Source organism: Amycolatopsis sp. NPDC031561, assembly GCF_055580625.1.
Genome location: NZ_JBVILA010000005.1, coordinates 123,597 through 147,258, shown reverse-complemented (window position 1 = coordinate 147,258; position 23,662 = coordinate 123,597). Strand labels below are relative to the sequence as shown.

Genomic DNA, 23,662 nt, shown 5'->3' with positions numbered 1-23,662 from the left:
TGGCGGCCACTTGTGGCGGCCACAGTGACTGCGCCGGCGGGGACCAGCACATCGGATCTGAAGCGCTGGGTCACCATCGGCGTTGACGGTTCGTGCGCACATCCTGGCATGCCGGACGCCGTTTTGGTCAGTGGCGGATGCTGATTTGTTGCTGAGAAAGGGTGCCTGAACAGGGCAAATGCTAGGACGCCCGAGTGTGGGGCCGCCGAAAGTAGGGGTTTCACTCGCGGGCCGACCAGCGGACGGTTCGTCCGGACGGGTGCCGTGTCCGGCTTGATCGATGACGATCCGTGCCCGCTGTTGTGACCCATCACACGTGCCGGAGCCCGTGGCAGGATGGCGGACGTGGAGCACAAATCCGTACGCGAAACAGTGGTTTCGAACTGGACGAACGATGTCCTTCCCAGCCTGTCCGGCCTGGTGGCGATCCCCGCCTTGTCGCCGGCGTTCGACGCGGAGTGGGCGAAGACCGGTCATCTGGCCGCCGCCGTCGAGCACGTCCGTTCCTGGATCGCCGCCCGGGAGATCCCCGGCGCGACGCTCGAGGTCGTGGAACTCGAAGGCCGCAGCCCGCTGCTGGTCGTCGACATCCCGGCGACGTCCGACGAGGCCGACAAGGGCACCGTGCTGATGTACGGGCACCTCGACAAGCAGCCCCCGGTCGGCGGCTGGTCCGAGGGGCTGGACCCGTGGACGCCGGTGATCCGCGACGGGCGGCTTTACGGCCGCGGCGCCGTCGACGACGGCTACTCCGGCTACGCGGCGACGACGGCGATCGAAGCCGTGCGCGCCGCCGGTGGCGAGCACTCCCGTGCGGTCGTACTGCTCGAGACCGGTGAGGAGTCCGGCAGCCCGGACCTGCCCGCCTACGTCGAGCACCTGAAGGAGAAGCTCGGCGCGGTCTCGCTGGTCGTCTGCCTCGACGCGGGCGGTACCGACTACAACCGACTGTGGCTGACCACCAGCCTGCGCGGGATGCTGCACGTCAACGTCACCGTGAAGGTGCTCGAATCGGCACAGCACTCCGGTATGGCCAGCGGCATCGTGGCGAGCTCGTTCCGCGTGCTGCGCGCGCTGATCGACCGGATCGAGAATGTCGAGACCGGCGAGATCAAGCTCGCCGAGCTGAGCGTCGACATCCCGGAGAACCGTGTCGACGAGGCACGCGGCGTCGTCGAGATCGCGCCCGGCGCGGCGAAGACGCTGTTCCCGGTGGTCGGCCGCCCGGTGTCGGACGACGACCTCGAACTGCTGCTCAACAACTCGTGGCGGCCGACGCTGTCGGTGATCGGCGCGGAGGGCTTCCCCCTCCCGGCCGACGCGGGCAACGTGCTGCGTGACAGCACCACCCTCACGCTGAGCTTCCGGCTGCCGCCGACCGCCAACGCGCAGGTCGCGATGGAGGCGGTCCGCCGCGTGCTCACCACCGACGTGCCTTACGACGCTTCGGTCGAGCTGAGCGATTTCCAGGCTGAGAACGGCTGGAACGCGCCGGCCACCGCGCCGTGGCTCGACGACGTCCTGCACCACGTGAGCGGCGAGGTCTTCGGGGCGCCGCACAAGAGCTACGGCATGGGCGGGTCGATCCCGTTCATGGGGCTGCTCGGCGAGAAGTACCCGGAGGCGCAGTTCGTGGTCACCGGGGCCTGCGGGCCGGACTCGAACATCCACGTGCCGGACGAGTGGCTGAACATCGACTTCGCGCAGCGGGTCACCGAAGCGGTCGCGCACATCCTGGACGCGCACTCACGGAGCTAGACACTGCAATGAAAGTCCCCTTCATTGCAAAATTCGCAATAAAGGGGACTTTCATTGCACTCTCTGGAGGATCATGTTCGAGGGATTCACGCTCGAAAACGTCGACGTCGGCGAAGCGACCCTGAGGGTCCGTCACGGCGGCTCAGGCCCGCCTCTCGTTCTCCTGCACGGACATCCCCGCACCCACACCACCTGGTACGACGTCGCGCCCCGGCTCACGGACGCGTTCACCGTCGTCTGCCCGGATCTCCCCGGCTACGGTCAGTCCTCGAAACCCGAGTCCACCGAGGACCACTCCGCCCACTCGAAGCGCGCCATGGCTCGGCACATCGTCGCGCTCATGCGGCACCTCGGCCACGAACGGTTCGCCGTCGCGGGGCACGATCGCGGCAGTTATGTCGCGCACCGGCTGGCGATGGATCATCCCGAGGCCGTCACCAGGCTGGTCGTCCTCGACGGCGTGCCGATCGGCGAGGCGCTCGCTCGCGCCGACGCGAACTTCGCCCGGAAATGGTGGCACTGGTTTTTCTTCGGCCAGCTCGCGAAACCGGCTGAGCGTGTGATCAACGCGGATCCGGAAGCCTGGTACGGCGGCGATCCCGAAGCGATGGGCGCGGAGAACCACGCCGATTTCCTGCGCGCGATCCACGATCCCGAGACCGTCCACGCGATGCTCGAGGATTATCGCGCGGGCCTCGGGCCCGACCGCGAAGCCGACGACGCCGACAAAGCGGCCGGGCGGAAACTGGCCTGTCCCCTGCTCATGCTGTGGTCCAGCCGCGACGACATGGCCGACCTCTACGGCGACCCGATCGCGGTGTGGCGCGAATGGGCCGAGGACGTCCGCGGCTTCGCGATCGAGTCCGGCCACCACCTGGCCGAGGACAACCCGGCCGACCTCGCGGCGGCGCTGCGGGAGTTCCTGGGCTAGGCGAACTTGTTCAGCGCCGCGGTGAGTTACCTCGGCCGGCGCCTGCTGGAGTCCTCACTGCTCCCGGCCGGTGTCGTCGCGGCGGCCCTCGGCGGTGCGTACTTGCTTTGGCTGTTGCTGCGCCGCCGGGCTTGACGGCTCATGTCAGCCGGGTCAGCTGCACCGAGACGTCCAAAGTGGACTGGCCGCCGCCGGTGAAGATGCCCTTGAGCGGCGCGACGTCGGCGTAGTCCCGCCCGTACGCGACCCAGACGTGCCTGGTCCCGACCGGGATCGCGTTCGTCGGGTCGTAGGCCCACCAGCCGCCGGTCCAGACGTCGACCCAGGCGTGGCTTTCGCCCTCGACGGTCTCGCCGAGCTTCGCCTCCGGTTTCGTGTGGAGGTACCCGGAGACGTATCGCGCGGGGACGCCGATCGCGCGCAGCATCACCAGCGTCACGTGTGCGAAGTCCTGGCAAACCCCTTCTCGCGCACGCCAGGCGTCGGTCGCCGTGCTGTGCACGCCGGTCGTCCCCGGCTGGTACTTGAGCTGCTCGTTGACCCATTCGCAGATCGCGAGCACGGACTCCGCCGGGTCGAGCCCCTTCCGCAGTTCGCGCGCGACCTTCGTCAGGTCCGGATCGCGTGGCGTGTACGCCGTCGGGGTCAGGTATTCGGTGCGGTGGTCGACCACGGTGTCGCTGCGCAGGTCCTTCCACGACGCCGAACGGATCGGCTCGCCTTCGTCGGCGGTCTCGACCACCGACGTCGCGAGCACGGTGAACTCGGTGTGCGGCGCGTGAAGGTCGAACGAGGTCACGACGGTGCCCCAGTAATCCGTGTACCGGTAAGCACGGGTCGCGGGCGTCGTCTCGACACGGTTCACGACGGTGGTCTGCCGCCGGTCGGATCGCGGAGTCAGCCGCGCCTCGTTGTACGACTGCGTGGCCGGTGTCGCGTACCGGTATCCCGTCCGGTGGGCCACCCGAAGCTGCCAGGTCACAGCGAAACCTCCGCACCGCTCCAGGCCACCCAAGGCGACGAATGGAAGTACTGCACCGAAACCGCGTCGCCGATGTCCTTGATCGAAGTCTGCAGCGCGCCGAGCCGTTTCGGCAGGTCGTCCAGCAGATCGGACTGTCGCAGGAACTCGAGCTCGCTGCGCGCGCGGCCGAGTTGTCGCAGCGCCTCGGACTTCTCGTTGGCACGCGAGTTGACGCCGGGGTCCAGCCGCTCCAGGCATTCCTCGGCCTGGCGCAGCGCGTGGAACACCGACCGCGGGAACAGCGTGTCCCGCATCAGGAACTGCACGACCCTGGCGGCGTCGAGCGCGCCGCGATAGGTCCGCAGGTAGGTGTCCTGCGCGCCGGCCGAGCGGAGCACGGTGATCCAGCCGGGTGAGGACGCGCTGTCCTGGACCCGCGAAAGCAGCAGCCGCACCACCATGTCCGCGCGTTCGATCGAACGGCCGAGCACCATGAACAGCCAGCCGTCGTCACGGCTCATCGTCGAATCCGCGAGCCCGGCGAACATCGCCGCGCGTTCCTCCACGAAGGAAAGGAAAGCGTGCGGCCCGGCGCGGCGCGCGTACCGCTGTCTGTCCGGCACCGCGTTCCACGTCGCGTTCAGGCATTCCCACAGTTCGGTCGAGACGACCTCTCGGGCACCGCGCGTGTTCTCTCGGGCGGAGTTGATCGAGCCGACGATCGACGCCGGATTGTCCTTGGCGTAGGCGACCAGTTCGGTCAGCTTCCACACGTCGAGCGAGTCCATGCCCTCCGGCGAGATGCCGAGGACGGCGAGCAGCTGACGGCTCGCGTGGTCCGGGTCGACGCTCGCGTCTTCGAGCAGCTGGTGCACGGAGACGTTGAGGATTCGGGAGGTGTCATCGGCGCGTTCGACGTACCGGCCGATCCAGTAGAGCGATTCCGCGTTTCGGGCTAGCACGACTACCTCCCTATGCCTGTTGCTGCTGCTGTTGCTGGGTGGTGGTCAGCTCGGGGCCCTGTTCGGCGACCAGGCCGTCCACTTGGGACAGTGCGCCGAGCGCGGGCTGATCCAGCTCCCGCTCCGCCGTGGAGGACCGCGGCGCCAAAACCCAGGTGTCCTTGGAACCACCGCCCTGCGACGAGTTGACCACCAGGCTGCCTTCGGGAAGCGCGACCCTGGTCAGCCCACCGGGCAGGACGAAGATCTCCTTGCCGTCGTTGACCGCGAACGGGCGGAGGTCGACGTGCCTCGGCGCCAGTCGTTCGTCCACTTTGGACGGGACGGTGGACAGCTGGACCACCGGCTGGGCGATCCAGCCGCGTTTGTGCGCCCGGACCTTCCGCTTCAGCGCGGCCAGCTCGGCAGGCGTCGCCTCGGGACCGAACACGATGCCGTACCCGCCGGAGCCTTCGACCGGTTTGACCACCAGCTCTTCCATATGCTGCATGACGTAGTCGAACTCGTCCGGCAGCCAGCACCGGAAGGTGTCCACATTGGGCAGCAGCGGCTTCTCGTTGAGGTAGTACCTCACCATCTCGGGCACGTAGGTGTAGACGAGCTTGTCGTCCCCGACACCGTTGCCGACCGCGTTCGCGACCACCACGTTGCCCGCGCGGGCCGCGTTGAGGATCCCGGCGACGCCGAGCACCGAATCCGGCCGGTAGTGCACCGGGTCGAGGAATTCGTCGTCGATCCGCCGGTAGATGACGTCGACCTGCTGTTCACCCTCGGTGGTGCGCAGGTAGACGACGTTGTCGCGGCAGAACATGTCGCGGCCCTCGACCAGCTCGACCCCCATCAGCCGGGCCAGCAGCGAATGCTCGAAGTAGGCGGAGTTGTGCACGCCGGGCGTGAGCACGACGACCATCGGATCGGCGACGTTCGCCGCGGCCGCCGCCCGCAGCGCGCGCAGCAGATGCGAGGTGTAGTCGCCGACGGGGCGGACCCGGTGCTGCGCGAACAGGTCCGGGAACACGCGCGCCATCGTGCGGCGGTTCTCCATCACGTACGACACCCCGGAGGGGTTGCGGAGGTTGTCCTCCAGAACACGGAACGTGCCCTCCTCGTCACGCACCAGGTCCACACCGGACACGTGGATGCGGACGCCGTTGGGCGGGTTGATCCCGAACGCTTCGCGCTGGAAATGCTCACACGAGGTGATCAGCCGTCGCGGCAGAACACCTTCGCGCAGGATCTGCCGGTCGCCGTAGATGTCGGCGAGGAAGGCTTCGAGCGCGCGGACCCGTTGCGCCACACCGCGTTCGAGTTTGCTCCATTCGGCGGAGGTGATCACCCTCGGTACCAGGTCGAGCGGGAACGGCCGTTCCTGGCCGGACAGCGAGAACGTGATGCCCTGGTCCACCATGGCCCGGTCGATCGCCGCTGAGCGGGACGAAAGATCCGTGGAGGTCAGCGCGGAAATCGATTCGTACAGCGCCCGGTACGGCTGGCGGACCGTGCCGTCCGCGGTGAACATCTCGTCGTACGCGTCCGCGTGCGGCCGTATCGGCGAGAGATAGCCGTCGAACTGCGCTCCAGGCTTCGCCGCCCGCCTCGCCGACGTCGTCGCACGAGGGCGGCGGCCTGCCGGTGGAAGGCGCGGCGCCGAGTTGTTGTTCATGGAGGCCATCGTGACCCATGGACCCCGTCCGGCGCGAGATGTCCGGGTTGGCTTGTTGGAATGATCAGCCTGATGCTAGCCTCGGCGGGCGTATTCAAACCTGACTGGGGAAGGTTGGATTCTGTTCGGCGTTTCGCCATGTATAAAACTCGATAACTTGCGCATTACCTGCTGGATAAGCAGGCTCTGAATTCTGGATGCAATTTTCAAGGGGAATTGTGAAGAATCTTGTGAAGGCGTTCGTCGTGGCCGGTGCCGCAGTGGCGGCGTTGGCTGTTCCGGGTGTCGCTGTGGCTGCTCAGGACGGTGCCGCGACGCAGTCGGCCAGTGTCGGCGTAGCGGATGTCAAGAGTCGTTGGTGCGGCCATAACTACAATAGCTGTGTCCGTGAGCGGAGCGACTTCGCCCGATATTACAACGTTGGGCCGCTCCAGTACTTTCCTGTCGACCCCAATTGTGCGGGTATCTGCTACAACGGTTACAAGTTCGATTATTGGAACAAGTAGTAAGGCGGCGGTGGGGCGCTTCGGCGCCCCACCGTGTTTCACGTGCCGGGCCGGTTGAGCCCCTGTCGTAACCCATCGGGACCGAGGTCGGCTCGATCCCGTCCTCGGGACGAGTGACGGCCGAAACGGCGCTGTAACGTCGTAGTGCTGTGATTGCCGCCGGATGAGTGGCAATATGCGTGCTCTCGACACATGGGAACTACAAGGAGTGACGACGTGGCCCGATTCAAAGCGCTCGCCCTGATCCCGGCGCTCGCCCTAACCGCGGGCGCGCTGTCCGCGTGCGGCGAGGAAGGCGGAACCGCGGCCGGCGGCGTCCAGCTCGTCGCTTCCGGCAAGATCACCACCTGCACGCACCTGCCCTACCAGCCGTTCCAGGTCAAGCAGGGCGACAAGATCGTGGGCTTCGACGTCGACCTGGTCGACCTGGTCGGCAAGAAGCTGGGTGTCGAGCAGAGCATCGTCGACATCGCGTTCGAGAACATCGAGTCCGGCGAAGCGATGAACAGCGGACAGTGTGACGTCGCCGCCGCGGGCATGACGATCACCGACAAGCGCAAGGAGAAGTTCGACTTCTCCGACGCGTACTTCGAGGCGACCCAGGCGCTGCTGGTCAAGACCGGTTCGCCGATCAAGGACCTGTCCAACGTCACGGGCAAGAAGATCGGCGTCCAGTCGGCCACCACCGGCGCCGACTACGCCAAGGCCGAGGCCAAGGGCGCCGAGATCGTCACCTTCGACGACCTCGCGCTGCTGGAGCAGGCCGTGAAGAACGGCACCGTCGACGCGGGCGTCAACGACAACGGCGTGCTCTACGACTTCGCGAAGACGAACCCGGACACGACGGTCGTCACCGAGTTCAAGACGAACGAGTTCTACGGCATCGGTGTGAAGAAGGGCAGCACCGCCCTGCTCGGCCAGATCAACGAGGTCCTCAAGGCATCCGCGGCGGACGGCTCGTACGCGCAGATCTACCAGAAGTGGTTCGGCAAGGCGCCGACCTGGCAGCCGGGCGGCCCGACCGCCAGCTGATAATCCGTCCCGGTGGCCGGTGCCCAGTGCACCGGCCACAGGTTTGTCGCCACCTGTTTTGAGGAGAGAAATGGCTTTGAGCCGCCGCCAGCGACGTTCGGCGTTCCGGACCGGGCAATACGTCCTGCTGCTGGTGATCGTCATCGTGCTCGCACTGCTGGCCGACTGGAGCAGAATCGGCAAGGCGTTCTTCGATCTCGACGTCGCCGCCAAGCAGTTCCCGGACGTGATCACGGTCGCGCTGAAGAACACCGTCGTCTTCACCGCGCTCGGTTTCGTGCTCGGTCTGGGGCTGGGCCTCCTGCTCGCCCTGATGAGACTTTCCTCGGTCGGCCCGTACCGCTGGTTCGCGCGCGGGTACATCGAGTTCTTCCGCGGCCTGCCCGCGCTGCTGATCTTCCTCGCCGTCGGTATCGGTGTGCCCACGGCGTTCAACACGCAGGTACCGCGCAACGTCGCGATCATGCTGGCGCTGGGCATCGTGTCCTCGGCCTACATGGCGGAGACCATCCGTGCCGGGATCCAGGCGGTTCCGCGCGGACAGGTCGAAGCCGCGCGTTCGCTCGGCATGTCGCCCGCGCGCACGATGATCACCGTCGTGATCCCGCAGGCGTTCCGGATCATCCTGCCGCCGCTGGCCAACGAGCTGATCATGCTGACGAAGGACTCTTCGCTGGCGTTCCTGCTCGGCACCACGCCCGCGCAGCAGGAATTGGCGCAGTTCAGCCGTCAAGCGCTGCTGGAGGCCAAAGGCCTGACGCCGATCGTCGTCGCCGGTCTGTGTTATCTGGTCATCACCATCCCGCTGTCGATCCTGCAGCAGCGGCTAGAGAAGAAATACGGAGCCGGAGTGCCCGGCGGAGGAACGGTATGAGCACCCAGACGATCGTCGAAGTTTCGGGACTGCACAAGGCGTTCGGCGAACTCGAGGTACTCAAGGGCATCGACCTGCGGGTCGAGCGGGGCCAGGTCGTCTGCATCATCGGCCCGTCCGGGTCGGGCAAGTCGACGTTGTTGCGCTGCGTCAACCTCCTCGAGGAACCGCAGCAGGGCAAGATCGTGGTCAACGGCAGCGAGATCACCGATCCGGACGTCGACATCGACGGCGCCCGCACGAAGATCGGCATGGTCTTCCAGTCGTTCAACCTGTTCTCGCACCTGAGCGTGCTCGAAAACCTCACTGTCGCGCAGCGCAAGGTTTTGAAGCGGGGCAAGGAAGAGTCGGAGCGCATCGCGCGGGACAACCTCGCGAAGGTCGGACTGGCGGAGAAGGAATCTTCGCTGCCGACGCAGCTTTCCGGCGGGCAGCAGCAGCGTGTCGCGATCGCCAGGGCGCTGTCGATGGACCCTGACGTCATGCTGTTCGACGAACCGACGTCGGCGCTGGACCCCGAACTGGTCGGCGACGTCCTCGCGGTCATGCGGCAGCTCGCGCAGGAGGGCATGACGATGCTCGTCGTCACGCACGAGATGCAGTTCGCCCGCGAGGTGGCCGACATCGTGCTGTTCATGGACGGCGGCGTCGTCGTCGAACAGGGCGCGCCGGACCAGGTCATCGGCGACCCGCAGGAGGAACGCACGAAGACGTTCCTCTCGCGGGTCTTGAACCCCAACCACCAGGACTAACGGCCCCGGAGCTGCGACTCCAGCTGGACCACCTTCGCGGCGATTTCGTGCGGCCCGGCACCCATGAGGCTCACCCAGCCCTTGGTGTCCGGGCCGAACACGACGCGGCCCTGCTCGGTGTCCATCCAGCCCGGTGGTTTCTCCACGCGTTTCCGGTTGCCGCCACCGTCACGGATGGCGACGTACAGCCTTCCGAAGAAGGTGTGCGGCGACCGGATCCACTGGAGGATCTTCTTGGCGTCGCGAATGCTCGGACCGCCGCCGGTCAGCATTTCGCCCTTCATCAGGACTTGCAGATCGGCTTCCGAACAGTTCAGTGACGGCGTGCGTGCCGCAGGAGCGTCGGGAAGCAGTCCGGTGAAGTCCTGCGCGAGGCTGTCCGGCCGGGTCGGCTTCAGGTAGACGACCTTGTCGACCAGGACGACGGTGAGTGCTTCCCGGCCACTGCCCGCGGCGCGAACGGTCCGCTCACGCCCCTCGGACTTCACCCACGAGTAGTACTCGACCGCCGGCCGCTGCAGGAAACGCAGCGTGTCGAGGAACTCGGCGTCGATCCGGCCGCGCGTGAGCAGTCCTTGTCTGTCCAATTCGGACTGTGCGGTCGCGGCCAGCGCACGGCGTTCCTCGGGCAGGTACCACTGCGCACCGCGGACGAGCGTCGGGTGGATGTCGCCGAGATTGTTCTGGTCCAGCAGGGTTTCGTAGGTCTGGAGCGTCAGCTCGACGGGTTTCCGGAGCACGTTATGCGCCGATCACCGGGGGAACCGGCTTGTCCCCGTCGTAACCGCCGAAGAGGGAGTCTCCGTCCTCTTCCTGCAGCGTGATCTTGCGCTGGTGCTCCTCGTCTTCGCCGCCCTTGCCACCTTTACCCGCTCCACCCATGCCGCCACCCATCCCGGGCGCGCCGGGACGTCCCGCAGCCGGGCCTCCCGCCGGCGTTCCGGCCGGTCCGCGCATCGCGCCTTCGCCGGGCATGCCCGCGCCGACCCCGCGCCCGGGCCCCATGCTCCCCGGCCCGCCCGTCGACCCGCCCGGCCCGAACCCGCCACCGGGCCCGAATCCGCCGCTGAACCCGCCCGAACCCGGGCCGAATCCACCGCCGCCTCCAGGGCCTCCGCTGCCGGGCCCGAGGTTCGGCGGGCGGTGCTCGCCTGGACGCATCTGCGGCCCGCGACCTGTCCTGGACAGGTCGGTCTGGTCGTTCGGCCGCAGAGACGGCATCGGCGTCGGCCGCGGTTGCGGCATCTGTGGCATTCGCGGTGGCTGCGGGACCTGCGGCGGCCTCGGTGCCTGATACCCCTCGGCCCCCGGAGGCGCGCTGTACGAACTCGGACCGCCGGTGTATCCGCCGCCGGGGCCACCGTGCCTTCCCGAGTCCCCGCCACTGAAGCCGCTGACCTTGGTCTGCCCGGGATCCACCGGGTCCGGCGTGATCGGCCCGGCGGAGACGTTCGGATCGTGCGCGGCCGGATAGGCCGGCGCGAGCGTCAGCTGGCGCGGCTGGGTGCTCTGGTAGTACGGCTCGTAGACCTCGACGTTGTGCTTGGTGTCCGCGTCGAACTTCGCGGCCGCGATCTCGTCGTCACTCGCGCCGATGGACACGATGTCCTCAGGGCCGCTGTCCCCGGCGCGCTCCTTCTCCACCGGGCGGACGTTGCCGCGCGTGTAGTGGAAGGAGGCGTTCTGGTCGAACATCGACTGACGAGCGCGGTCCATGTTCTCGCCCGCGATCTTGGAGGTCGCGATGAGCGGGGCCAGTCCTGCTGCTCCGCTGTCGGCGGCCTTGCCCTTCCAGAAGGAACTCAGCGCCGTCTGGCTGGTTTCCATCGCCGTGCTCATGTTGTGATGGATGTCCATCAGCTTGTGCGAGGCGACCTGTGCCTTGTCCAGGGTCTCTGTCGTTCCCGGGAAGGCGTTGAGCTTGGTGAAGATCTCCCAGCCGCTGTAGGTCATCGCCTACGCCCCCTTGAGATTCTTGATCGCCGCCTCCGCGACCTTGACCGCCATTCCGCACGGGTCCGAGAAGGAAGGGTGGCCACTGCTCAGGCGCGGAATGACGTTGTAGACGAGGTCATTGCGAACACCGATGGCGAGAGTGCAGTTTCCCTTGCCTTCGCCGCCGTTGGCGTAGATGACCGCTGGGTACCCGTTGACCGGATCGACCGGTTTGAAGGTGGTGAGGCCGCCAGTCGCGTGCTGGGCATACAGGGCGCTAAGACCGTCTTTGTTCCCGGTGACGAGGCCGGCGCTGACGGTGTTCGGCGATTCTTGGAAGACCCAGGCGCAGGCGTTACCCATGGTCAACTGTTCCAGTTCGGAGCGCTTGACCTTGCCGCCGATGGACTCGATCTCCGGGTTGGAGATCGCGCTGCACGGGTCTGCCTCGGCTGCCGCGGTGTTGGCGATCGGGTCAGTCACCGTCGGAGCTCCATCAGTGGGGAGTCCCGTAGAGGAGGGTGCGCTCGTCGGTGTGGGGGTGCCGGTTTTCTGATCGCTGCAGCCACCGAGCAAGGCAACCGAGGCCAGCGCTGCGATGGTCATGAAAGCAGCCGTAGGTCGCATCAGTCGACTTTTCCAATCTGGCGGAGCGCGTCGATCGCCGCCTGGTCCTGTTCTTGATAAGCGGTCCGGATCTGCTTCAAGGTTCCGAGATAGGACGTGGTGTAGTCCCGGGCACCCTCGAGAAATGCTTGGTAGGCGGCGCCGGATGCGTTGGCGGCAGTCGTGTAGCCGTGGCTGCCGACCTCATCGCCGGCCGGTTTGATCTGTGTCAGCCAGCTGGCTTCGTCCTGTGCTCGGCGGAAGTCGGTGTCGACACAGTCTTCGAGGGACTTGATCACGGCGTCCATGGCGACCGGATCGAACTCCCAACCACCGTTCGCCGAGGCCGACGCGAAGTCGGCCTTCGCCTGACCACTACCCAGTTCACCGTAGTTTGGGGGCGGCGCCTGCGGCCCCGGCCCGTTGTTCTGGTCGTTGGCCCGCTGAGGGCCGCTTCCCGGTCCTGTCATGTCGTGCCTCCCCGCACGGGCCGCGTTGGGGCGCGACCTACCCGTAGTTCCCCACTGACTCCAACCGGTGACGATAGCAGCAGGTAAACCGCCGATCAGCCCCTTCGGGAAAGATCACCGCCGAAAGATGTCGGCCCGGTCTACTTTGTCCTGAACAGCCCTTTCGCGCGATTCGGAACCCCGGCGGCCGTTCTGCCGTCCCAATCCCATGACAGGTTCCGGTCTACTGCCCGGGGCCCCTTGCGAATCCCTTGTGTGATCGGCTTCGCTGGTGACCGGGGAACGACGGGGGAGGGAAGCGAGACGATGCCGGGCTTTCGGCGTAACAACGGGCCGCGCGATCCGGGGGAAGGCGAGCCGAACGGCGACGCGGCCCTGCCGCCGCTCGATCCGTTCGACCCGAATCCCGACAAGCGCTACGAGGTCCCGGCGTCCGAGCTGATGAAGCCGGGTTCGACCGGTCTGCTCCGGTGGCGCCGTCAGGCGACCAACGCGCCGATCGTGCAGGTCGAAGACGCCTACATCACCGGGACGCTCGATTTGCGCGCGGCCGACATCAAGTACCTGTTCCGGTTCGAGCGGTGCCGGTTCGAGCATCCGCCGGACGTCCGCGAGGCGCATCTGCTCGGGCTCGTGTTCCGCAAGTGCTGGCTGCCCGGGCTCAAGGCGCGCAACCTCCGCACCCGCAACGACGTCCGGCTGATCCGCAGTGTCGTGCACGTCGACGGCGAGCACGAGATCGAGGAGACCACGGTCCAGCGTGGCGACGATCGCGAGCGCGGGATGCCGAACGCGGCGGTCAACCTCACGGACGCCGTCATCGAGGGCTCTGTCGTGCTGACGCGCACGGTGATCTCCCATCCGCGCGGCAAGGCGATCCAGGCCGACCGGGTCAACATCGTCGGCGCTCTGCTCGCGTATCGGTTGGTGGCCAACGGAGAAGTCCGCATCCCGGGGATGCGGGCCGGCGGTAACGTCAACTTCTCCGGCGCGACGCTGAACAACCGGGACGGTTTCGCGCTCAACGGGAACGGGATCCACATCGGCGGCAGCCTGTTGTGCGAGGTGGACAACTACGGGCCCGCCTCGCAGCGGAAACGCTTCTCCGCCAGTGGGATCATGTTCCTGCCGAGTGCCACTGTGGACAGTGACATCATCATGCGGGAGGCCAAGCTCTCGGTGAACCAGGCCGGTCCGATCGTGGTGGCCGCCTGGAAGTCGAACGACCCGTACATCGATCCGAGGCCCGCGCTGGTCGCGGATCGCTTGACGGTCAACGGAAACCTCGAACTGAGCGACGGTCTGCAGGCGACCGGGACGCTGCGGATGGTCAACGCGCGGATCGGTGGTTCGCTCCGGCTCGCCGGCGCCGAGATCCAGGTCGTGCGCGGGCGCAGCATTCCCTACTACGACCGTGCGATCCACCTCGACGGGACGACGATCGGCGGCGACATCGAGGCGACGAGCCTGCGTGTCCCGTCGGGGCAGTTGCGCATGGCCGACATCACCGTCGGCGGCAACGTACTCGCCTGGAACTCGATGTTCCTGCACCCTCGACGCGACGTCTTCTCCGCGCGCCGCGCGAAGATCGCGGGGAACTTCCAGCTCACCGACGCGACCGTGCAGGGAACCCTGCGGTTGCAGGGCGCCGAGGTCGGCGGCAGCGTGAACCTCTTCGGTACCAGCCTGACCGAGCCCGGAGCGCGGACCAACACCAGCTACTCACTGGACGTCCGTACCGCGCGGATCGGCCGTGACCTCGTCCTCACCGAGAACAAGGAGCGCCCGTTCGTCGCGCAGGGCGGGGTCAACCTCGACGGCGCCCAGGTCGCGCGGCGCGTCGACTTCCGGGGCGCGCGGCTCGGATCCCTGCCGCAGCACGGGATCGCGCTCGACGGCAGTGACGTCTCGGCCGACGAGTTCCTGCTCACGCCCGCCGAGCCGCCGGACGGCCGGATCGTTCTTCGGCGCGCGCATTGCGGGACCCTGGGCGACAACGAGGCGTTCTGGGCGTCGACGGCGGGGATCGAGCTGGAGGATTTCCGGTACGACGCGCTGCAGGAGGACATCGCCCTCGACGACGACAGGGCGATCGATCATCGGATCGTGTTGCTGCGCAAGGCGATGGACGGCTATCGCCCGGGACCCTACGACCAGCTGGCGGCGACGCTGCGCGCGTCCGGTAACGAAGAGCACGCCTCCACGGTGCTGCTGAAGAAACAGCAGTTCCGGTATGTGGCGCTCGCGAAGGGCTTCAAGTTCTTCGGTCCCGGCGTGCACGTGTGGAGCTGGCTGCAACGGTCGATGGTCGGTTACGGCTTCCGCCCGGTGCGCGCGCTCGGCTGGCTGCTGACACTGCTCGTGCTGGGCAGCCTGTACTTCGGGCTCGGCGTCGACGACTGCATCACCAATCCCAAGCTCACGGTGAGCGGGCCGCGGTGCCTGGTCAACCAGGACGACACCGGGCTGCAGTGGAATCCGGTGCTCTACACGATCGACCTGCTGGTCCCGATCGTCGACTTCGGGAACAAGTCGCGCTGGTACATGCACGGCATGGACAACTGGGTCGCCGCCGGGTTCACCGCCTCGGGCTGGGTGCTGGCGACGACGGTCGCGGCCGGTATCAGCCGCATGCTCCGGCGGGACAACTGAGGGTATTTCACATACCCTCAGTACGGAGGTATGTCATGACCCAGCCCAGCGCCACCGGCAAGATCGCCATCACCGCTCCGCCCGAGAAGGTGTACGCCCTGGTCAGCGACCCGGGCGCGCTCGCGGGCATGGCCGAGGAGTACGAGGGACATCGCTGGGTCGGCGGCGCGGAGACCGTCGCCGTCGGCGCGAAGTTCCGCGGCCACAACCGTCGTGGGGTCCGCCGCTGGAGCACCCTCTCGACGATCACCGACGCCGAAAAGGGCAAGCGGTTCGCCTTCGAGGTGACCACTTTCGCCGGGCTTCCCGTGGCGCGCTGGCAGTACGACATCGAGGCTTCGGGCGACGGCTGCGTGGCCGTGGAGAGCACGTGGGACCGGCGGCCGGGCTGGCTCCGCGGGCCGACGTCGCTGTTCACCGGGGTCTGGAAGCGGGACGACGCCAACCGCGCGAACATCGCCGCGACGCTGGCCCGGCTGAAGATCGCCGCCGAATCCTGACCCTCACCGCCGCAACGAGCTGACCAGGTCGAGCATCTCGGCGTGATGCAGCGCGGCCGGGTCGCGCGCGACGGACCGGACATGGCCGTCGATCTCCAGGATCACCAAGCCGTGCATCCGGCCCCACACGCGCAGTGCGAGCGCGGCCGCGGCCGGAGACACGTCCGGGAGGTCTCCCTGGATCTTCGCGGCGTACTCGGGGCGCAGGTCCGACCAGGCGCCCTCCCCCGGCCGGTCGTCTCGCCACAAGTCGGCCACCAGCGAGGTCAGCCGGTGGCACACGCGATGGTCCGTCCGGTCCACCGGGCCCGCCTCGGGCGGCCGGTAACCGGGAATGGGGCGCCCGTAGAACAGCCGGAAGTCCTCGGGGTGCGCCAGCGCCCATTCCCGCAGCCCCTGGCCCCAGGCCACCAGCCTGCCGCCGGGGTCGGTCTCGGGCACGGCGTCGGTGGCGGCTTCCAGCGCCTCGGCCAGCGACGAGCCGATCCCGCTGATCAGCGCCGTGATCAAGTCGTCCTTGGTGGGGAAGTAGCTGTAGATGGCGCGAGCGGTCATGCCCATCTCGCGGGCGATGCCGCGCAGCGTGATCGCTCCCGGCCCCGCGTCGGCCATCTGCCGCCGCGCGATCTCCGTGATCTCGCGGCTGGTTTCCGCGCGCTGCCGATCCCGGCGGCGCGGGGGCACGTCATCGCTCTCGCTCACCCGGCGAGGATACAGTGTGTCATTACTACACACTGTGTCCGGAGGTCGAACATGCCCGCATACGTCTTGGTGGATGTCGGAACGGTCGACGAGGAGGCGGGCTGGGCTTACGCCCCGGTGGCCCAGCGGTCGATCCTCGATCACGGCGGCCGCTACCTGGTCGCCGGTCCCACGCCGGAACCGGTGGAAGGCACTTGGGACTCGCAGCGCCTCATGGTCATCGAGTTCCCCGACATGGATCGGGCCCGCGAGTGGTACGACTCCCCCGAGTACCGGCGCGCCCGGCGGATCAGGGAGGGCAAGGCCCAGTTGCGGATGCTGTTCCTCGAGGGCTCGCCGCCCGAGGGCTTCACTCCACGCGGCGTCTAGTCGACGAACTGCGACCAGAATTCGACCTGCTGCGGCCCGCCCTTCGGCGGCGGACCCAGCGGTTGGTCGCAGAAGTCGTGTCGCAGGTATCCCCGCAGGTCATAGCCGTAGTAGACGATGTCGGTCTGATACACCGACAGCACCGGATACCCCGTGCTCCCGGCGATCCCGGGCAGATAGCGATGGCCGCAGACCGGAACCAACTGCGGCACACGCGCCAAGTGTGAACGGGCTTGAGCGAGTGCTTCGGACAGGTCGATCGGCCGCATGCCCCAGTCCGGTGACCAGAAGCCGTTGTGCTCGATGTCGTAGAGCACCCCGTCGACCGGCCAATCCAGCCGTTTCCGCAGCTGTTCGGGGTTGCCGCAGCGCCAGTCCGGCCAGCGGTCGCCGATCGGCACCCCGGCGGTGAGGAAGGTCCGGTGGTCGGCGGCGAACCGGAAACCGAAGCGTGCTTCGACGTCGTCGAGCTCGGCCTCGCTCAACCCGGGACGCACGGGTTCGGCCAAGCTCGCCTGGAGGTCATGTGCCTCCTTCAGGGTGAAGGCGGGCTCAACAGTGGACATGTGTTCGAGCCTAAGTCGCCCGGCGCGGGGGCGCCTTCTCTTTTAATGCCACTCGAACACGGCGGCGAAAACGGGATGAAGAGGACGCGGTCGCGCGCTAGCGTCGGTGATCGTGAGCTTGGAAGACGACCCGGCGGACGGCTGGTTCCCCGAGAGTGTGGCCACGGACTACGACGACCCGGGCGGCGCGAACGCGCCCGAAGCGGTGGCGGCCATAGTGGACGTCCTCGAAGATCTCGCCGACGGACCGGTGCTCGAATTCGCCGTCGGGACCGGGCGGATCGCGGCGCCGCTGGCCACGCGCGGAGTGCCGGTGAGCGGCATCGAGCTGAGCCGGGCGATGGCGGCGCGGATCGCGGCCAAACCGGGCGGCGACGCGGTCGAGGTCACGATCGGCGACATGACGAAGACGCGGGTGGCCGGCGAATTCTCGATGGTCTACCTGGTCTTCAACACGATTTCCAACGTGACCACCCAGGACGGCCAGGTCGACGTCTTCCGCAACGCGGCCGCGCATCTGCGGCCGGGCGGGTCGTTCGTCGTCGAGGTGGGCCTGCCGGACCTGCGCCGCCTGCCACCGGGGCAGGACACCGTCCCGTTCGCGATGACGCCCGGAAGTTACGTCGGGTTCGACCAGTACGACGTGGTGAAACAGGAGTTCACGTCGAACCACGTCACCGTGTCACCGGACGGGACCGGGCGATTCCGCCGCATCCCCTTCCGGTACGCCTGGCCCGCCGAGATGGACCTGATGGCGCGCATCGCCGGGATGCGTCTCAAGCACCGCTGGGCGGGCTGGGACCGCTCGGAACTCACCGCCGACAGCACCGGGCACGTGTCGATCTGGGAGAAAACCCCGGCCCCTCATCACCCACATGAGGCTCCTCCCCTGGGGTGAGCTCGCCCTCTCAACGCCTGGACCTCGGAACAGAGCGGCTCCGGGTGTAGTTCACTCATGTCGTGACTTCTCCACGAACGCAGTCCCGCGTGCGGGCGCCCGAGCTCGCCGGCGACGTCTGGCTCAACACCGGTGGTGCGCGGATCACGCTCGCCGGGTTGCGCGGCCGCGTCGTCCTGCTGGACTTCTGGACCAGCGGGTGCGTCAACTGCCTGCACGTGCTGGACGAGCTGCGCCCGCTGGAGGCCGAGTTCGCCGACGTCCTGGTGACCATCGGCGTGCATTCGCCCAAGTTCCTGCACGAGGGCGAGGCGGCCGCGATCGAGGCGGCGGTGCGGCGCTACGAGGTGCACCATCCGGTGCTCAACGATCCGCAGATGACCACCTGGTCGCAGTACGCGGTCAAGGCCTGGCCGACGCTGGTCGTCGTGGACCCCGAGGGCTACGTCGTGCACGTCGCCGCCGGTGAAGGACACGCCGAAGCGCTGCGCCGGGTGATCGGCGACCTCGTCGCGACCCACGAGGCCAAGGGCACGCTGCGCCGCGGCGGCAGCCCGTACGTCCCGGCCGAGGAGCAGCACACCGAACTGCGCTTCCCGAGCAAGGCCGTCACCACCGCCGAAGGCCGGATCCTGGTCGCCGACACCGGCAACCACTCCATCGTCGAATTCGCCTCCGACGGCGAGACGGTCATCCGCCGCTTCGGCAGCGGAGCCCGCGGCGCACAGGACGGCCCCTTCGACCTGGCGACCTTCACCGAGCCGTCCGGGATCACGCTGCTGCCGTACGAGGTCGCGGAGCGCGCGGGCTACCACGCCGTCGTCGCCGACACGGCCGGTCACCGGCTGCGCGGAATCGACCTGATCACCGGCGAGGTCAGCACGGTCGCCGGCACCGGCCGCCAATGGCGCGACGGCGTCGACACCGGCAAGGCGCTCGACATCGACCTCACCAGCCCGTGGGACGTCGCCTGGTGGGGACCCGCGGGCGGAGTCGTGGTCGCCATGGCGGGCAACCACACGCTGAGCGTGTTCGAGCCGGTTTCGGGCAGCATCCGTCGCTTCGCCGGTACGACCGTCGAGGGCCTGCGAGACGGCGACGTCCACGAAGCGTTCTTCGCGCAGACGTCCGGTCTCACGCCCGACGGGCAGAGGCTGTGGCTCGCGGACGCCGAGACGTCGGCGCTGCGCTGGATCCAGCCCGAGGGCGAGACGTTCACCGTGCACACCGCGGTCGGCGTCGACCTGTTCTCCTTCGGCCACGTCGACGGGCCCGCGGACAAGGCGCTCCTGCAGCATCCGCTCGGCCTCGCCGTGCTGCCCGGCGACACCATCGCGATCGCCGACACCTACAACGGCGCCATCCGCCGCTACGACCCGCTCACCCGCCGGGTGACCACGCTCGCGACCGGTCTCGCGGAGCCACAGGGCCTGCTGGTGCACGACGGCGAACTGCTGGTCGTCGAATCGGCGGGCGGCCGGATCGGGCCGGTGCCGCTCGGCGAGCAGGCCGTGTCCGGGGACGCGCACGCGGTCCGCCGTCCGCCGACCGTGCTGGCACCGGGTGAGCTGGAGTTCTCCGTCGTCTTCACCCCGCCTCCCGGCGAGAAGCTCGACGACCGCTACGGCCCCTCGACGCGGCTGGAGATCAGCGCGTCTCCGCCGGAACTGCTCGCCGACGGCGCGGGGGTGGGCACGGACCTGTTCCGCAAGCTCCGCTTCGCCGAGGGAGTCACCGAAGGCGTCTTGCAGGTCGTCGCGCAGGCCGCGAGCTGTGATGACGGTGGCGAGCACCCCGCCTGCCGCATCACCCGGCAGGACTGGGGAGTGCCCGTCCGGTTCGAAAAGGGTGGAGAAAGCGTGCTGAGCCTGGTCATGGCGGGGGATCCGGGAAAGTAGAGTCGTACTCGTGTCAGACGGGCCGAAACTCGAGATTCAAATGCTGCAGGACAGGGTGCTCGTGAAGCTGTCCCCCGAGGACGGCGAGCGCCGGAGCTCCGGCGGGATCGTCATCCCCGCCACCGCGCAGGTCGCGCGGCGGCTCTCGTGGGGTGATGTACTGGGCGTGGGCAACAGTGTGCGGAACGTCAAGACCGGCGACCGCGTGCTGTTCAACCCGGACGATCAGCACGAGGTCGAGATCCAGGGCGAGGGGCACCTGGTGATGCGGGAGCGGGACATCCACGCCGTGGCGACCGAACGGTCCGAACACGGCACGGGGCTTTACCTGTAGCTCCGGTCGCGGGAGGGGTGGTGAGAGTTGGCGCGCGATGATCACGACGAACCGGGCACCAACCTGTTCACCGACGAGCTCCTTCCCGCCGCCCAGAAGACCGACGAAGACCTCGTAGACGAGCTTTTCGAGGGCGACAGGGTGGTGCACCCGCCGCCGACGCCCGCCTCGAAGTTCCGCAGGGGCCTCGGCAAGGCCTTCATGGCCGCCGGGCTGCTCATGGGCCTGTTCGTGCTCGCGTACGCGGTGGACCTGATCGTCAGCGCCGGGGACGTCCCGCGCGGGGTCACCGTCGCGGGGATCGACGTCGGCGGCCTCACGCACAAGGACGCCGAGTCGAAGCTTCGCCGCGAGCTGGAGCCGAAGCTGATCGAGCCGGTGCGGATCCGCGCGGGAGACGTCCGCACGGTGCTGTACCCCACGTCTTCCGGCCTCGGCCTCGACTGGCCTCAGACGCTGGGCCGCGCCGGTCATCAGCCGTTGAGCCCGTACACGCGGGTGATGTCGTTCTTCACCAGCCGCGAGGTCGGCGTCGTCACCTGGACCGACGCGCCGAAGCTCGAAAAAGCCGTCGCGGACCTCGCCGCCGCGAAGCTGAACCGTCCGCCGGTCGAGGGGAACATCGGTTTCCAGCCCGTCGCGGGCAGTGACGGCGGTGTCCTCCCGGTCGCGGTCGAACCGCGGTCCGGGCAGACGCTCGCCGACCCCAAGGCCGCGGTCACCGCGGTCACCGACGGCTGGCTGAGCGACGGCGGTGTCGAGCTGAAGGTGACCGTCGCGCCGGTGAAGGCGAATTCGCCGGGGGTGCACGCGGCGCTGACCAAGATCGTCGCCCCGGCGGTGGCGAAACCACTGGTCATCCGCGGCGAGGGCAAGGACGCGACGCTGAAACCGGACACGATCGCGGGGTCTTTCCAGTTCGCCGCCCGCGACGACGGCAACCTCGAAGTCCGCATCGACCAAGGCAAACTGCGGGCGGCGGCGCTGCCACAGCTCAAGGAGACCGAGACAGACGGGGCGGACGCGCAGATCGTCTTCGTCGGCGACAGGCCGGCAGTCCAGCCTTCGAAGGACGCGCGGAAGGTCAACTGGGACCTCACGTTCACCGCGCTGACCTCGGTGCTCGCGAAGAGCGACGAGCGGGAGCTGAAAGCGGTCTACGACGCCAGCAGCCCGGCCGTCAGCACCGACGCGGCGAACGTCTTGGGCATCAACGAGGTCATCGGCGAGTTCACCACGTCGGGGCTGAGCGGGCCGTCGATGACGAACACGCAGACGCTGGCCACCCGCGTCTCCGGCACCATCGTGAAGCCGAACGAGACGTTCAGCCTCGGCGCGCGGTCCGGGCCGAGGACGGCGGCCGCGGGCTACGTCCCCGCTCCGGCGAACGAGGACGGCACCGGTCCGGTCGTGGTCGGCGGCGGTGTCTCGCAGCTGGCGACGACGCTCTACAACGCCGCGTACCTGGCGGGGCTCGCCGACGGCGGGCATCTGGAGCACGACAACTACCTGGACCGCTATCCGATCGCGCGCGACGTGAAGGCGATCAACAACGACGGTTCACCGGTCGAGATGCAGATCGTCAACGACGCCCCGACCGGGATCGCGATCCAGGTGATCCCCGCCAACGGTTCGGTGACCGTGCGGATCTGGGGCACGAAACGCTTTTCGGTCCAGAGCGTCGGCGGCGAACGGCACTCCTACGTCCCCCAGCCGGTGCAGGTCGGCTCGGGCCCAGGTTGCGTGCCGGATCCCGGCGCCGCCGGTTTCAGCACCTCGGACACCCGGGTGCTCGTCGACGTCGTCACCGGCACGGAGGTCCGCCGGGAGACCCGCAACGCGACCTACTCGCCGCGGCCCACGATCCTCTGCGCCTGAGTCTCACCGCAGCACCATGCAGCCGCGGGCCTCGAAGTCCGCGAGCCACGACGGTTCCCGGAATTCCTTGTTCCACCGCAGATCCAGTTTGTCCAATTTGGACAGCCGGGCGATCGAATCCGGCAGTGTGGTGAGCCGGTTCTCTCGCAGGTCCAGCTGGCGCAATTCGCTCAGCTCGCCGAGGGAGTCCGGCAACGACGTCAGCCGGTTCTTCCGTAAATGCAGTTCACGCAACGAGGAAAGCGTCCCCAGCGACTCCGGCAACGCGGTCAATCCGTTGCCGTACAGGCGAAGTTCGCGCAGTGAGGTCAGCCCGGACAGATCGTCCGGCAGCGTCGCGATCCGATTGTCCGTGCACCCCAGGTATTTCAGCCGCCCGAGCGAGCACAGCGCGACGGGGAACTCGGTCAACCGGTTGTCGCTCACGTAAAGGTATTCCGTCAGCCCGGAAAGCTCGCCGAGCTCGTCCGGCAGGGCGGTGAGTTCGTTGTGCCCCAGATCCAGCGTGTGCAGCTGCCGCAGGGCGCCGATCGACGGCGAGACGGAGGTCAGCCGGTTGGTGGCCAGATTCAGCACCCGGAGCCCGGAAAGCGACCAGAGCTCGTCGGGAACCGACGTCAGCCGGTTGTCGTACAGGTCCAGATACTCGAGCGATGCCGGGAGGGGGACGCCGGACAGGGAGGTCAGCCCCTGGCCACTGAGTTCGAGTCGAGTGGTCACAGGGGCCGACCGTAGCCCTGGTCAGGTCATGGCGCGGTGCCCGCCGCCCTTGACCTTCGCGTAGATGGCGGCCGCGGCGATGACGCCGACGACGGCCGCGCCGACCTGGAAGGCGTGCCGGATCCAGTCGATGCCCGCGGTGTCGCGGACGCCGAACACGCCTGCCAGCCAGTTGCCGATGAAAGCGGCGATGATGCCGACCACGATCGTCAGCCACATCGGGATCTTCTGATCGCCGGACGCGAGCATCCGGCCGATGACACCGAGGATCAGGCCCACCACGATCGTGGTGATGATGCCCCAAAGGCCACCCAACATGGTTCCTCCTTCGCTGGAGAATCGAGTTGGGCCCACCGTGACACCAAAACGGCCTTGTCGCGCCTCAAGACCCCTTACCGGGTGACACCCCGGCGTCCGTAGAGATTCGCCGCCAGGGTGACTCCGATGCCGGCGACCACGATCTGGGTGATGAGTTCGAGCCAGTCGAAACCGTTGGTGTCCGCGTAGCCGAGCCCGCGGGCGATCCAGGTGCCGATGAAGGCGGCGACGATGCCCACCACGATCGTCAGCCAAATCGGGATCGACTGCTTGCCGGGGGCGAAGAACCTACCGAGCACCCCGAGGATCAAACCGACCACGATCGCCGTGATGATGCCGGTGACTGTCATTGACGTCTCCTTTGCCGAGGTCTC

Annotated in this window: 24 protein-coding genes; 12 read left to right on the top strand and 12 right to left on the bottom strand. The window is 67.9% G+C overall.

The features are described from left to right. Nucleotides 1-345: 345 nt before the first annotated feature. Complete coding sequence (locus ACZ5IK_RS14725; RefSeq protein ID WP_465488146.1) at nt 346-1,758, top strand: M20/M25/M40 family metallo-hydrolase; 1,413 nt, start codon at nt 346-348, stop codon at nt 1,756-1,758. A gap of 73 nt (nt 1,759-1,831) precedes the next feature. Beyond that, nucleotides 1,832-2,689 (top strand): alpha/beta fold hydrolase, encoded by an 858-nt coding sequence (locus ACZ5IK_RS14720; protein ID WP_465488145.1) that lies wholly within the window; start codon nt 1,832-1,834, stop codon nt 2,687-2,689. A gap of 139 nt (nt 2,690-2,828) precedes the next feature. On the opposite strand, the gene ACZ5IK_RS14715 is transcribed toward ACZ5IK_RS14720, so the two are convergent. From ACZ5IK_RS14715 to ACZ5IK_RS14705, 3 genes are read right to left on the bottom strand one after another with little or no spacing between them, the layout of a single operon-like run. Then, nucleotides 2,829-3,671 carry a transglutaminase family protein gene (locus tag ACZ5IK_RS14715; protein ID WP_465488144.1) on the bottom strand — a complete coding sequence of 281 codons (843 nt, stop codon included), beginning with the start codon at nt 3,669-3,671 and terminating at the stop codon, nt 2,829-2,831. Then, complete coding sequence (locus ACZ5IK_RS14710) at nt 3,668-4,615, bottom strand: alpha-E domain-containing protein (protein WP_101611442.1); 948 nt, start codon at nt 4,613-4,615, stop codon at nt 3,668-3,670. The genes ACZ5IK_RS14715 and ACZ5IK_RS14710 overlap by 4 nt, the downstream gene beginning before the upstream one ends. 10 nt (nt 4,616-4,625) lie before the next feature. Then, nucleotides 4,626-6,287: a circularly permuted type 2 ATP-grasp protein gene (locus ACZ5IK_RS14705; RefSeq protein WP_465488143.1), complete on the bottom strand. Its 1,662-nt coding sequence runs from the start codon at nt 6,285-6,287 to the stop codon at nt 4,626-4,628. 713 nt (nt 6,288-7,000) lie between these two features. Between ACZ5IK_RS14705 and ACZ5IK_RS14700 the strand changes: the two genes are divergently transcribed. The 3 genes from ACZ5IK_RS14700 to ACZ5IK_RS14690 all read left to right on the top strand — a co-directional run bounded on the left by ACZ5IK_RS14700 (nt 7,001) and on the right by ACZ5IK_RS14690 (nt 9,442). Then, a complete protein-coding gene (locus ACZ5IK_RS14700; RefSeq protein ID WP_465488142.1) occupies nt 7,001-7,816 on the top strand; it encodes a transporter substrate-binding domain-containing protein in 816 nt (271 codons plus the stop codon). 70 nt (nt 7,817-7,886) lie between these two features. Continuing rightward, a complete protein-coding gene (locus ACZ5IK_RS14695; protein WP_465488141.1) occupies nt 7,887-8,690 on the top strand; it encodes an amino acid ABC transporter permease in 804 nt (267 codons plus the stop codon). Further along, on the top strand, nt 8,687-9,442 hold the full coding sequence (locus ACZ5IK_RS14690; RefSeq protein ID WP_101611439.1) for an amino acid ABC transporter ATP-binding protein: 756 nt from the start codon (nt 8,687-8,689) through the stop codon (nt 9,440-9,442). Before ACZ5IK_RS14695 ends, ACZ5IK_RS14690 begins: the two co-directional genes overlap by 4 nt. Here the strand turns inward: ACZ5IK_RS14690 and ACZ5IK_RS14685 are convergent. The 4 genes from ACZ5IK_RS14685 to ACZ5IK_RS14670 are packed head-to-tail and all read right to left on the bottom strand — an operon-like array spanning nt 9,439 to nt 12,453. Continuing rightward, nucleotides 9,439-10,182 carry an ESX secretion-associated protein EspG gene (locus ACZ5IK_RS14685; protein ID WP_465488140.1) on the bottom strand — a complete coding sequence of 248 codons (744 nt, stop codon included), beginning with the start codon at nt 10,180-10,182 and terminating at the stop codon, nt 9,439-9,441. The genes ACZ5IK_RS14690 and ACZ5IK_RS14685 overlap by 4 nt on opposite strands. A gap of 1 nt (nt 10,183) precedes the next feature. Then, nucleotides 10,184-11,395, bottom strand: coding sequence for a hypothetical protein (locus ACZ5IK_RS14680; RefSeq protein ID WP_465488139.1), 1,212 nt, complete (start codon nt 11,393-11,395; stop codon nt 10,184-10,186). 3 nt (nt 11,396-11,398) lie between these two features. Then, the gene (locus ACZ5IK_RS14675) at nt 11,399-11,983 is read right to left on the bottom strand and encodes a DUF3558 domain-containing protein (RefSeq protein WP_465488138.1); all 585 of its coding nucleotides are present in this window, start codon (nt 11,981-11,983) and stop codon (nt 11,399-11,401) included. A gap of 20 nt (nt 11,984-12,003) precedes the next feature. Continuing rightward, entirely contained in the window at nt 12,004-12,453 is a 450-nt protein-coding gene (locus ACZ5IK_RS14670) for a hypothetical protein (RefSeq protein WP_465488137.1), read from the bottom strand. A gap of 306 nt (nt 12,454-12,759) precedes the next feature. On the opposite strand from ACZ5IK_RS14670, the gene ACZ5IK_RS14665 reads away from it, so the two are divergent. Together ACZ5IK_RS14665 and ACZ5IK_RS14660 are read left to right on the top strand one after the other, a co-directional pair. Next, nucleotides 12,760-15,105, top strand: coding sequence for an oxidoreductase (locus ACZ5IK_RS14665; protein WP_465488136.1), 2,346 nt, complete (start codon nt 12,760-12,762; stop codon nt 15,103-15,105). 35 nt (nt 15,106-15,140) lie between these two features. Then, nucleotides 15,141-15,605 carry an SRPBCC family protein gene (locus tag ACZ5IK_RS14660; protein ID WP_465488135.1) on the top strand — a complete coding sequence of 155 codons (465 nt, stop codon included), beginning with the start codon at nt 15,141-15,143 and terminating at the stop codon, nt 15,603-15,605. A gap of 3 nt (nt 15,606-15,608) precedes the next feature. Here the strand turns inward: ACZ5IK_RS14660 and ACZ5IK_RS14655 are convergent, their stop codons facing one another. Continuing rightward, entirely contained in the window at nt 15,609-16,307 is a 699-nt protein-coding gene (locus ACZ5IK_RS14655) for a TetR/AcrR family transcriptional regulator (protein ID WP_465488134.1), read from the bottom strand. Nucleotides 16,308-16,358: 51 nt separating this feature from the next. Here ACZ5IK_RS14655 and ACZ5IK_RS14650 point away from each other — a divergent pair, with 51 nt between their 5' ends. Continuing rightward, nucleotides 16,359-16,676, top strand: a complete 318-nt coding sequence (locus tag ACZ5IK_RS14650) for a DUF1330 domain-containing protein (RefSeq protein ID WP_465488133.1) — start codon at nt 16,359-16,361, stop codon at nt 16,674-16,676. On the opposite strand, the gene ACZ5IK_RS14645 is transcribed toward ACZ5IK_RS14650, so the two are convergent. After that, nucleotides 16,673-17,242 (bottom strand): hypothetical protein, encoded by a 570-nt coding sequence (locus ACZ5IK_RS14645; protein WP_465488132.1) that lies wholly within the window; start codon nt 17,240-17,242, stop codon nt 16,673-16,675. The genes ACZ5IK_RS14650 and ACZ5IK_RS14645 overlap by 4 nt on opposite strands. Before the next feature lie 112 nt (nt 17,243-17,354). Here ACZ5IK_RS14645 and ACZ5IK_RS14640 point away from each other — a divergent pair, with 112 nt between their 5' ends. The 4 genes from ACZ5IK_RS14640 (at nt 17,355) to ACZ5IK_RS14625 (ending at nt 22,250) form a co-directional block, all read left to right on the top strand. Next, entirely contained in the window at nt 17,355-18,140 is a 786-nt protein-coding gene (locus ACZ5IK_RS14640; RefSeq protein WP_465488131.1) for a class I SAM-dependent DNA methyltransferase, read from the top strand. A gap of 89 nt (nt 18,141-18,229) precedes the next feature. Further along, nucleotides 18,230-20,038: an NHL domain-containing thioredoxin family protein gene (locus ACZ5IK_RS14635; protein ID WP_465488323.1), complete on the top strand. Its 1,809-nt coding sequence runs from the start codon at nt 18,230-18,232 to the stop codon at nt 20,036-20,038. Between the two features lie 40 nt (nt 20,039-20,078). Then, nucleotides 20,079-20,372 (top strand): GroES family chaperonin, encoded by a 294-nt coding sequence (locus ACZ5IK_RS14630; RefSeq protein WP_101611429.1) that lies wholly within the window; start codon nt 20,079-20,081, stop codon nt 20,370-20,372. A 27-nt stretch (nt 20,373-20,399) separates the two neighbouring features. Further along, nucleotides 20,400-22,250, top strand: a complete 1,851-nt coding sequence (locus ACZ5IK_RS14625; protein ID WP_465488130.1) for a VanW family protein — start codon at nt 20,400-20,402, stop codon at nt 22,248-22,250. A 3-nt stretch (nt 22,251-22,253) separates the two neighbouring features. On the opposite strand, the gene ACZ5IK_RS14620 is transcribed toward ACZ5IK_RS14625, so the two are convergent. From ACZ5IK_RS14620 to ACZ5IK_RS14610, 3 genes are all read right to left on the bottom strand, one after another. Then, entirely contained in the window at nt 22,254-22,970 is a 717-nt protein-coding gene (locus tag ACZ5IK_RS14620) for a leucine-rich repeat domain-containing protein (RefSeq protein WP_465488129.1), read from the bottom strand. A 21-nt stretch (nt 22,971-22,991) separates the two neighbouring features. After that, entirely contained in the window at nt 22,992-23,288 is a 297-nt protein-coding gene (locus ACZ5IK_RS14615) for a GlsB/YeaQ/YmgE family stress response membrane protein (RefSeq protein ID WP_101611426.1), read from the bottom strand. 74 nt (nt 23,289-23,362) lie between these two features. Next, nucleotides 23,363-23,638, bottom strand: a complete 276-nt coding sequence (locus ACZ5IK_RS14610; RefSeq protein ID WP_465488128.1) for a GlsB/YeaQ/YmgE family stress response membrane protein — start codon at nt 23,636-23,638, stop codon at nt 23,363-23,365. Between the last annotated feature and the right edge of the window lie 24 nt (nt 23,639-23,662).

Excerpts from the sequence above, each read along its gene's own strand:
- ACZ5IK_RS14720 (WP_465488145.1), top strand. The coding sequence starts at position 1,832 with ATGTTCGAGGGATTCACGCTCGAAAACGTCGACGTCGGCGAAGCGACC.
- ACZ5IK_RS14680 (WP_465488139.1), bottom strand. The coding sequence starts at position 11,395 with ATGACCTACAGCGGCTGGGAGATCTTCACCAAGCTCAACGCCTTCCCG.
- ACZ5IK_RS14690 (WP_101611439.1), top strand. The coding sequence starts at position 8,687 with ATGAGCACCCAGACGATCGTCGAAGTTTCGGGACTGCACAAGGCGTTC.
- ACZ5IK_RS14665 (WP_465488136.1), top strand. The coding sequence starts at position 12,760 with ATGCCGGGCTTTCGGCGTAACAACGGGCCGCGCGATCCGGGGGAAGGC.
- ACZ5IK_RS14695 (WP_465488141.1), top strand. The coding sequence starts at position 7,887 with ATGGCTTTGAGCCGCCGCCAGCGACGTTCGGCGTTCCGGACCGGGCAA.
- ACZ5IK_RS14610 (WP_465488128.1), bottom strand. The coding sequence starts at position 23,638 with ATGACAGTCACCGGCATCATCACGGCGATCGTGGTCGGTTTGATCCTC.
- ACZ5IK_RS14615 (WP_101611426.1), bottom strand. The coding sequence starts at position 23,288 with ATGTTGGGTGGCCTTTGGGGCATCATCACCACGATCGTGGTGGGCCTG.
- ACZ5IK_RS14650 (WP_465488133.1), top strand. The coding sequence starts at position 16,359 with ATGCCCGCATACGTCTTGGTGGATGTCGGAACGGTCGACGAGGAGGCG.
- ACZ5IK_RS14630 (WP_101611429.1), top strand. The coding sequence starts at position 20,079 with ATGCTGCAGGACAGGGTGCTCGTGAAGCTGTCCCCCGAGGACGGCGAG.
- ACZ5IK_RS14660 (WP_465488135.1), top strand. The coding sequence starts at position 15,141 with ATGACCCAGCCCAGCGCCACCGGCAAGATCGCCATCACCGCTCCGCCC.
- ACZ5IK_RS14675 (WP_465488138.1), bottom strand. The coding sequence starts at position 11,983 with ATGACCATCGCAGCGCTGGCCTCGGTTGCCTTGCTCGGTGGCTGCAGC.
- ACZ5IK_RS14645 (WP_465488132.1), bottom strand. The coding sequence starts at position 17,242 with ATGTCCACTGTTGAGCCCGCCTTCACCCTGAAGGAGGCACATGACCTC.
- ACZ5IK_RS14670 (WP_465488137.1), bottom strand. The coding sequence starts at position 12,453 with ATGACAGGACCGGGAAGCGGCCCTCAGCGGGCCAACGACCAGAACAAC.
- ACZ5IK_RS14705 (WP_465488143.1), bottom strand. The coding sequence starts at position 6,287 with ATGGCCTCCATGAACAACAACTCGGCGCCGCGCCTTCCACCGGCAGGC.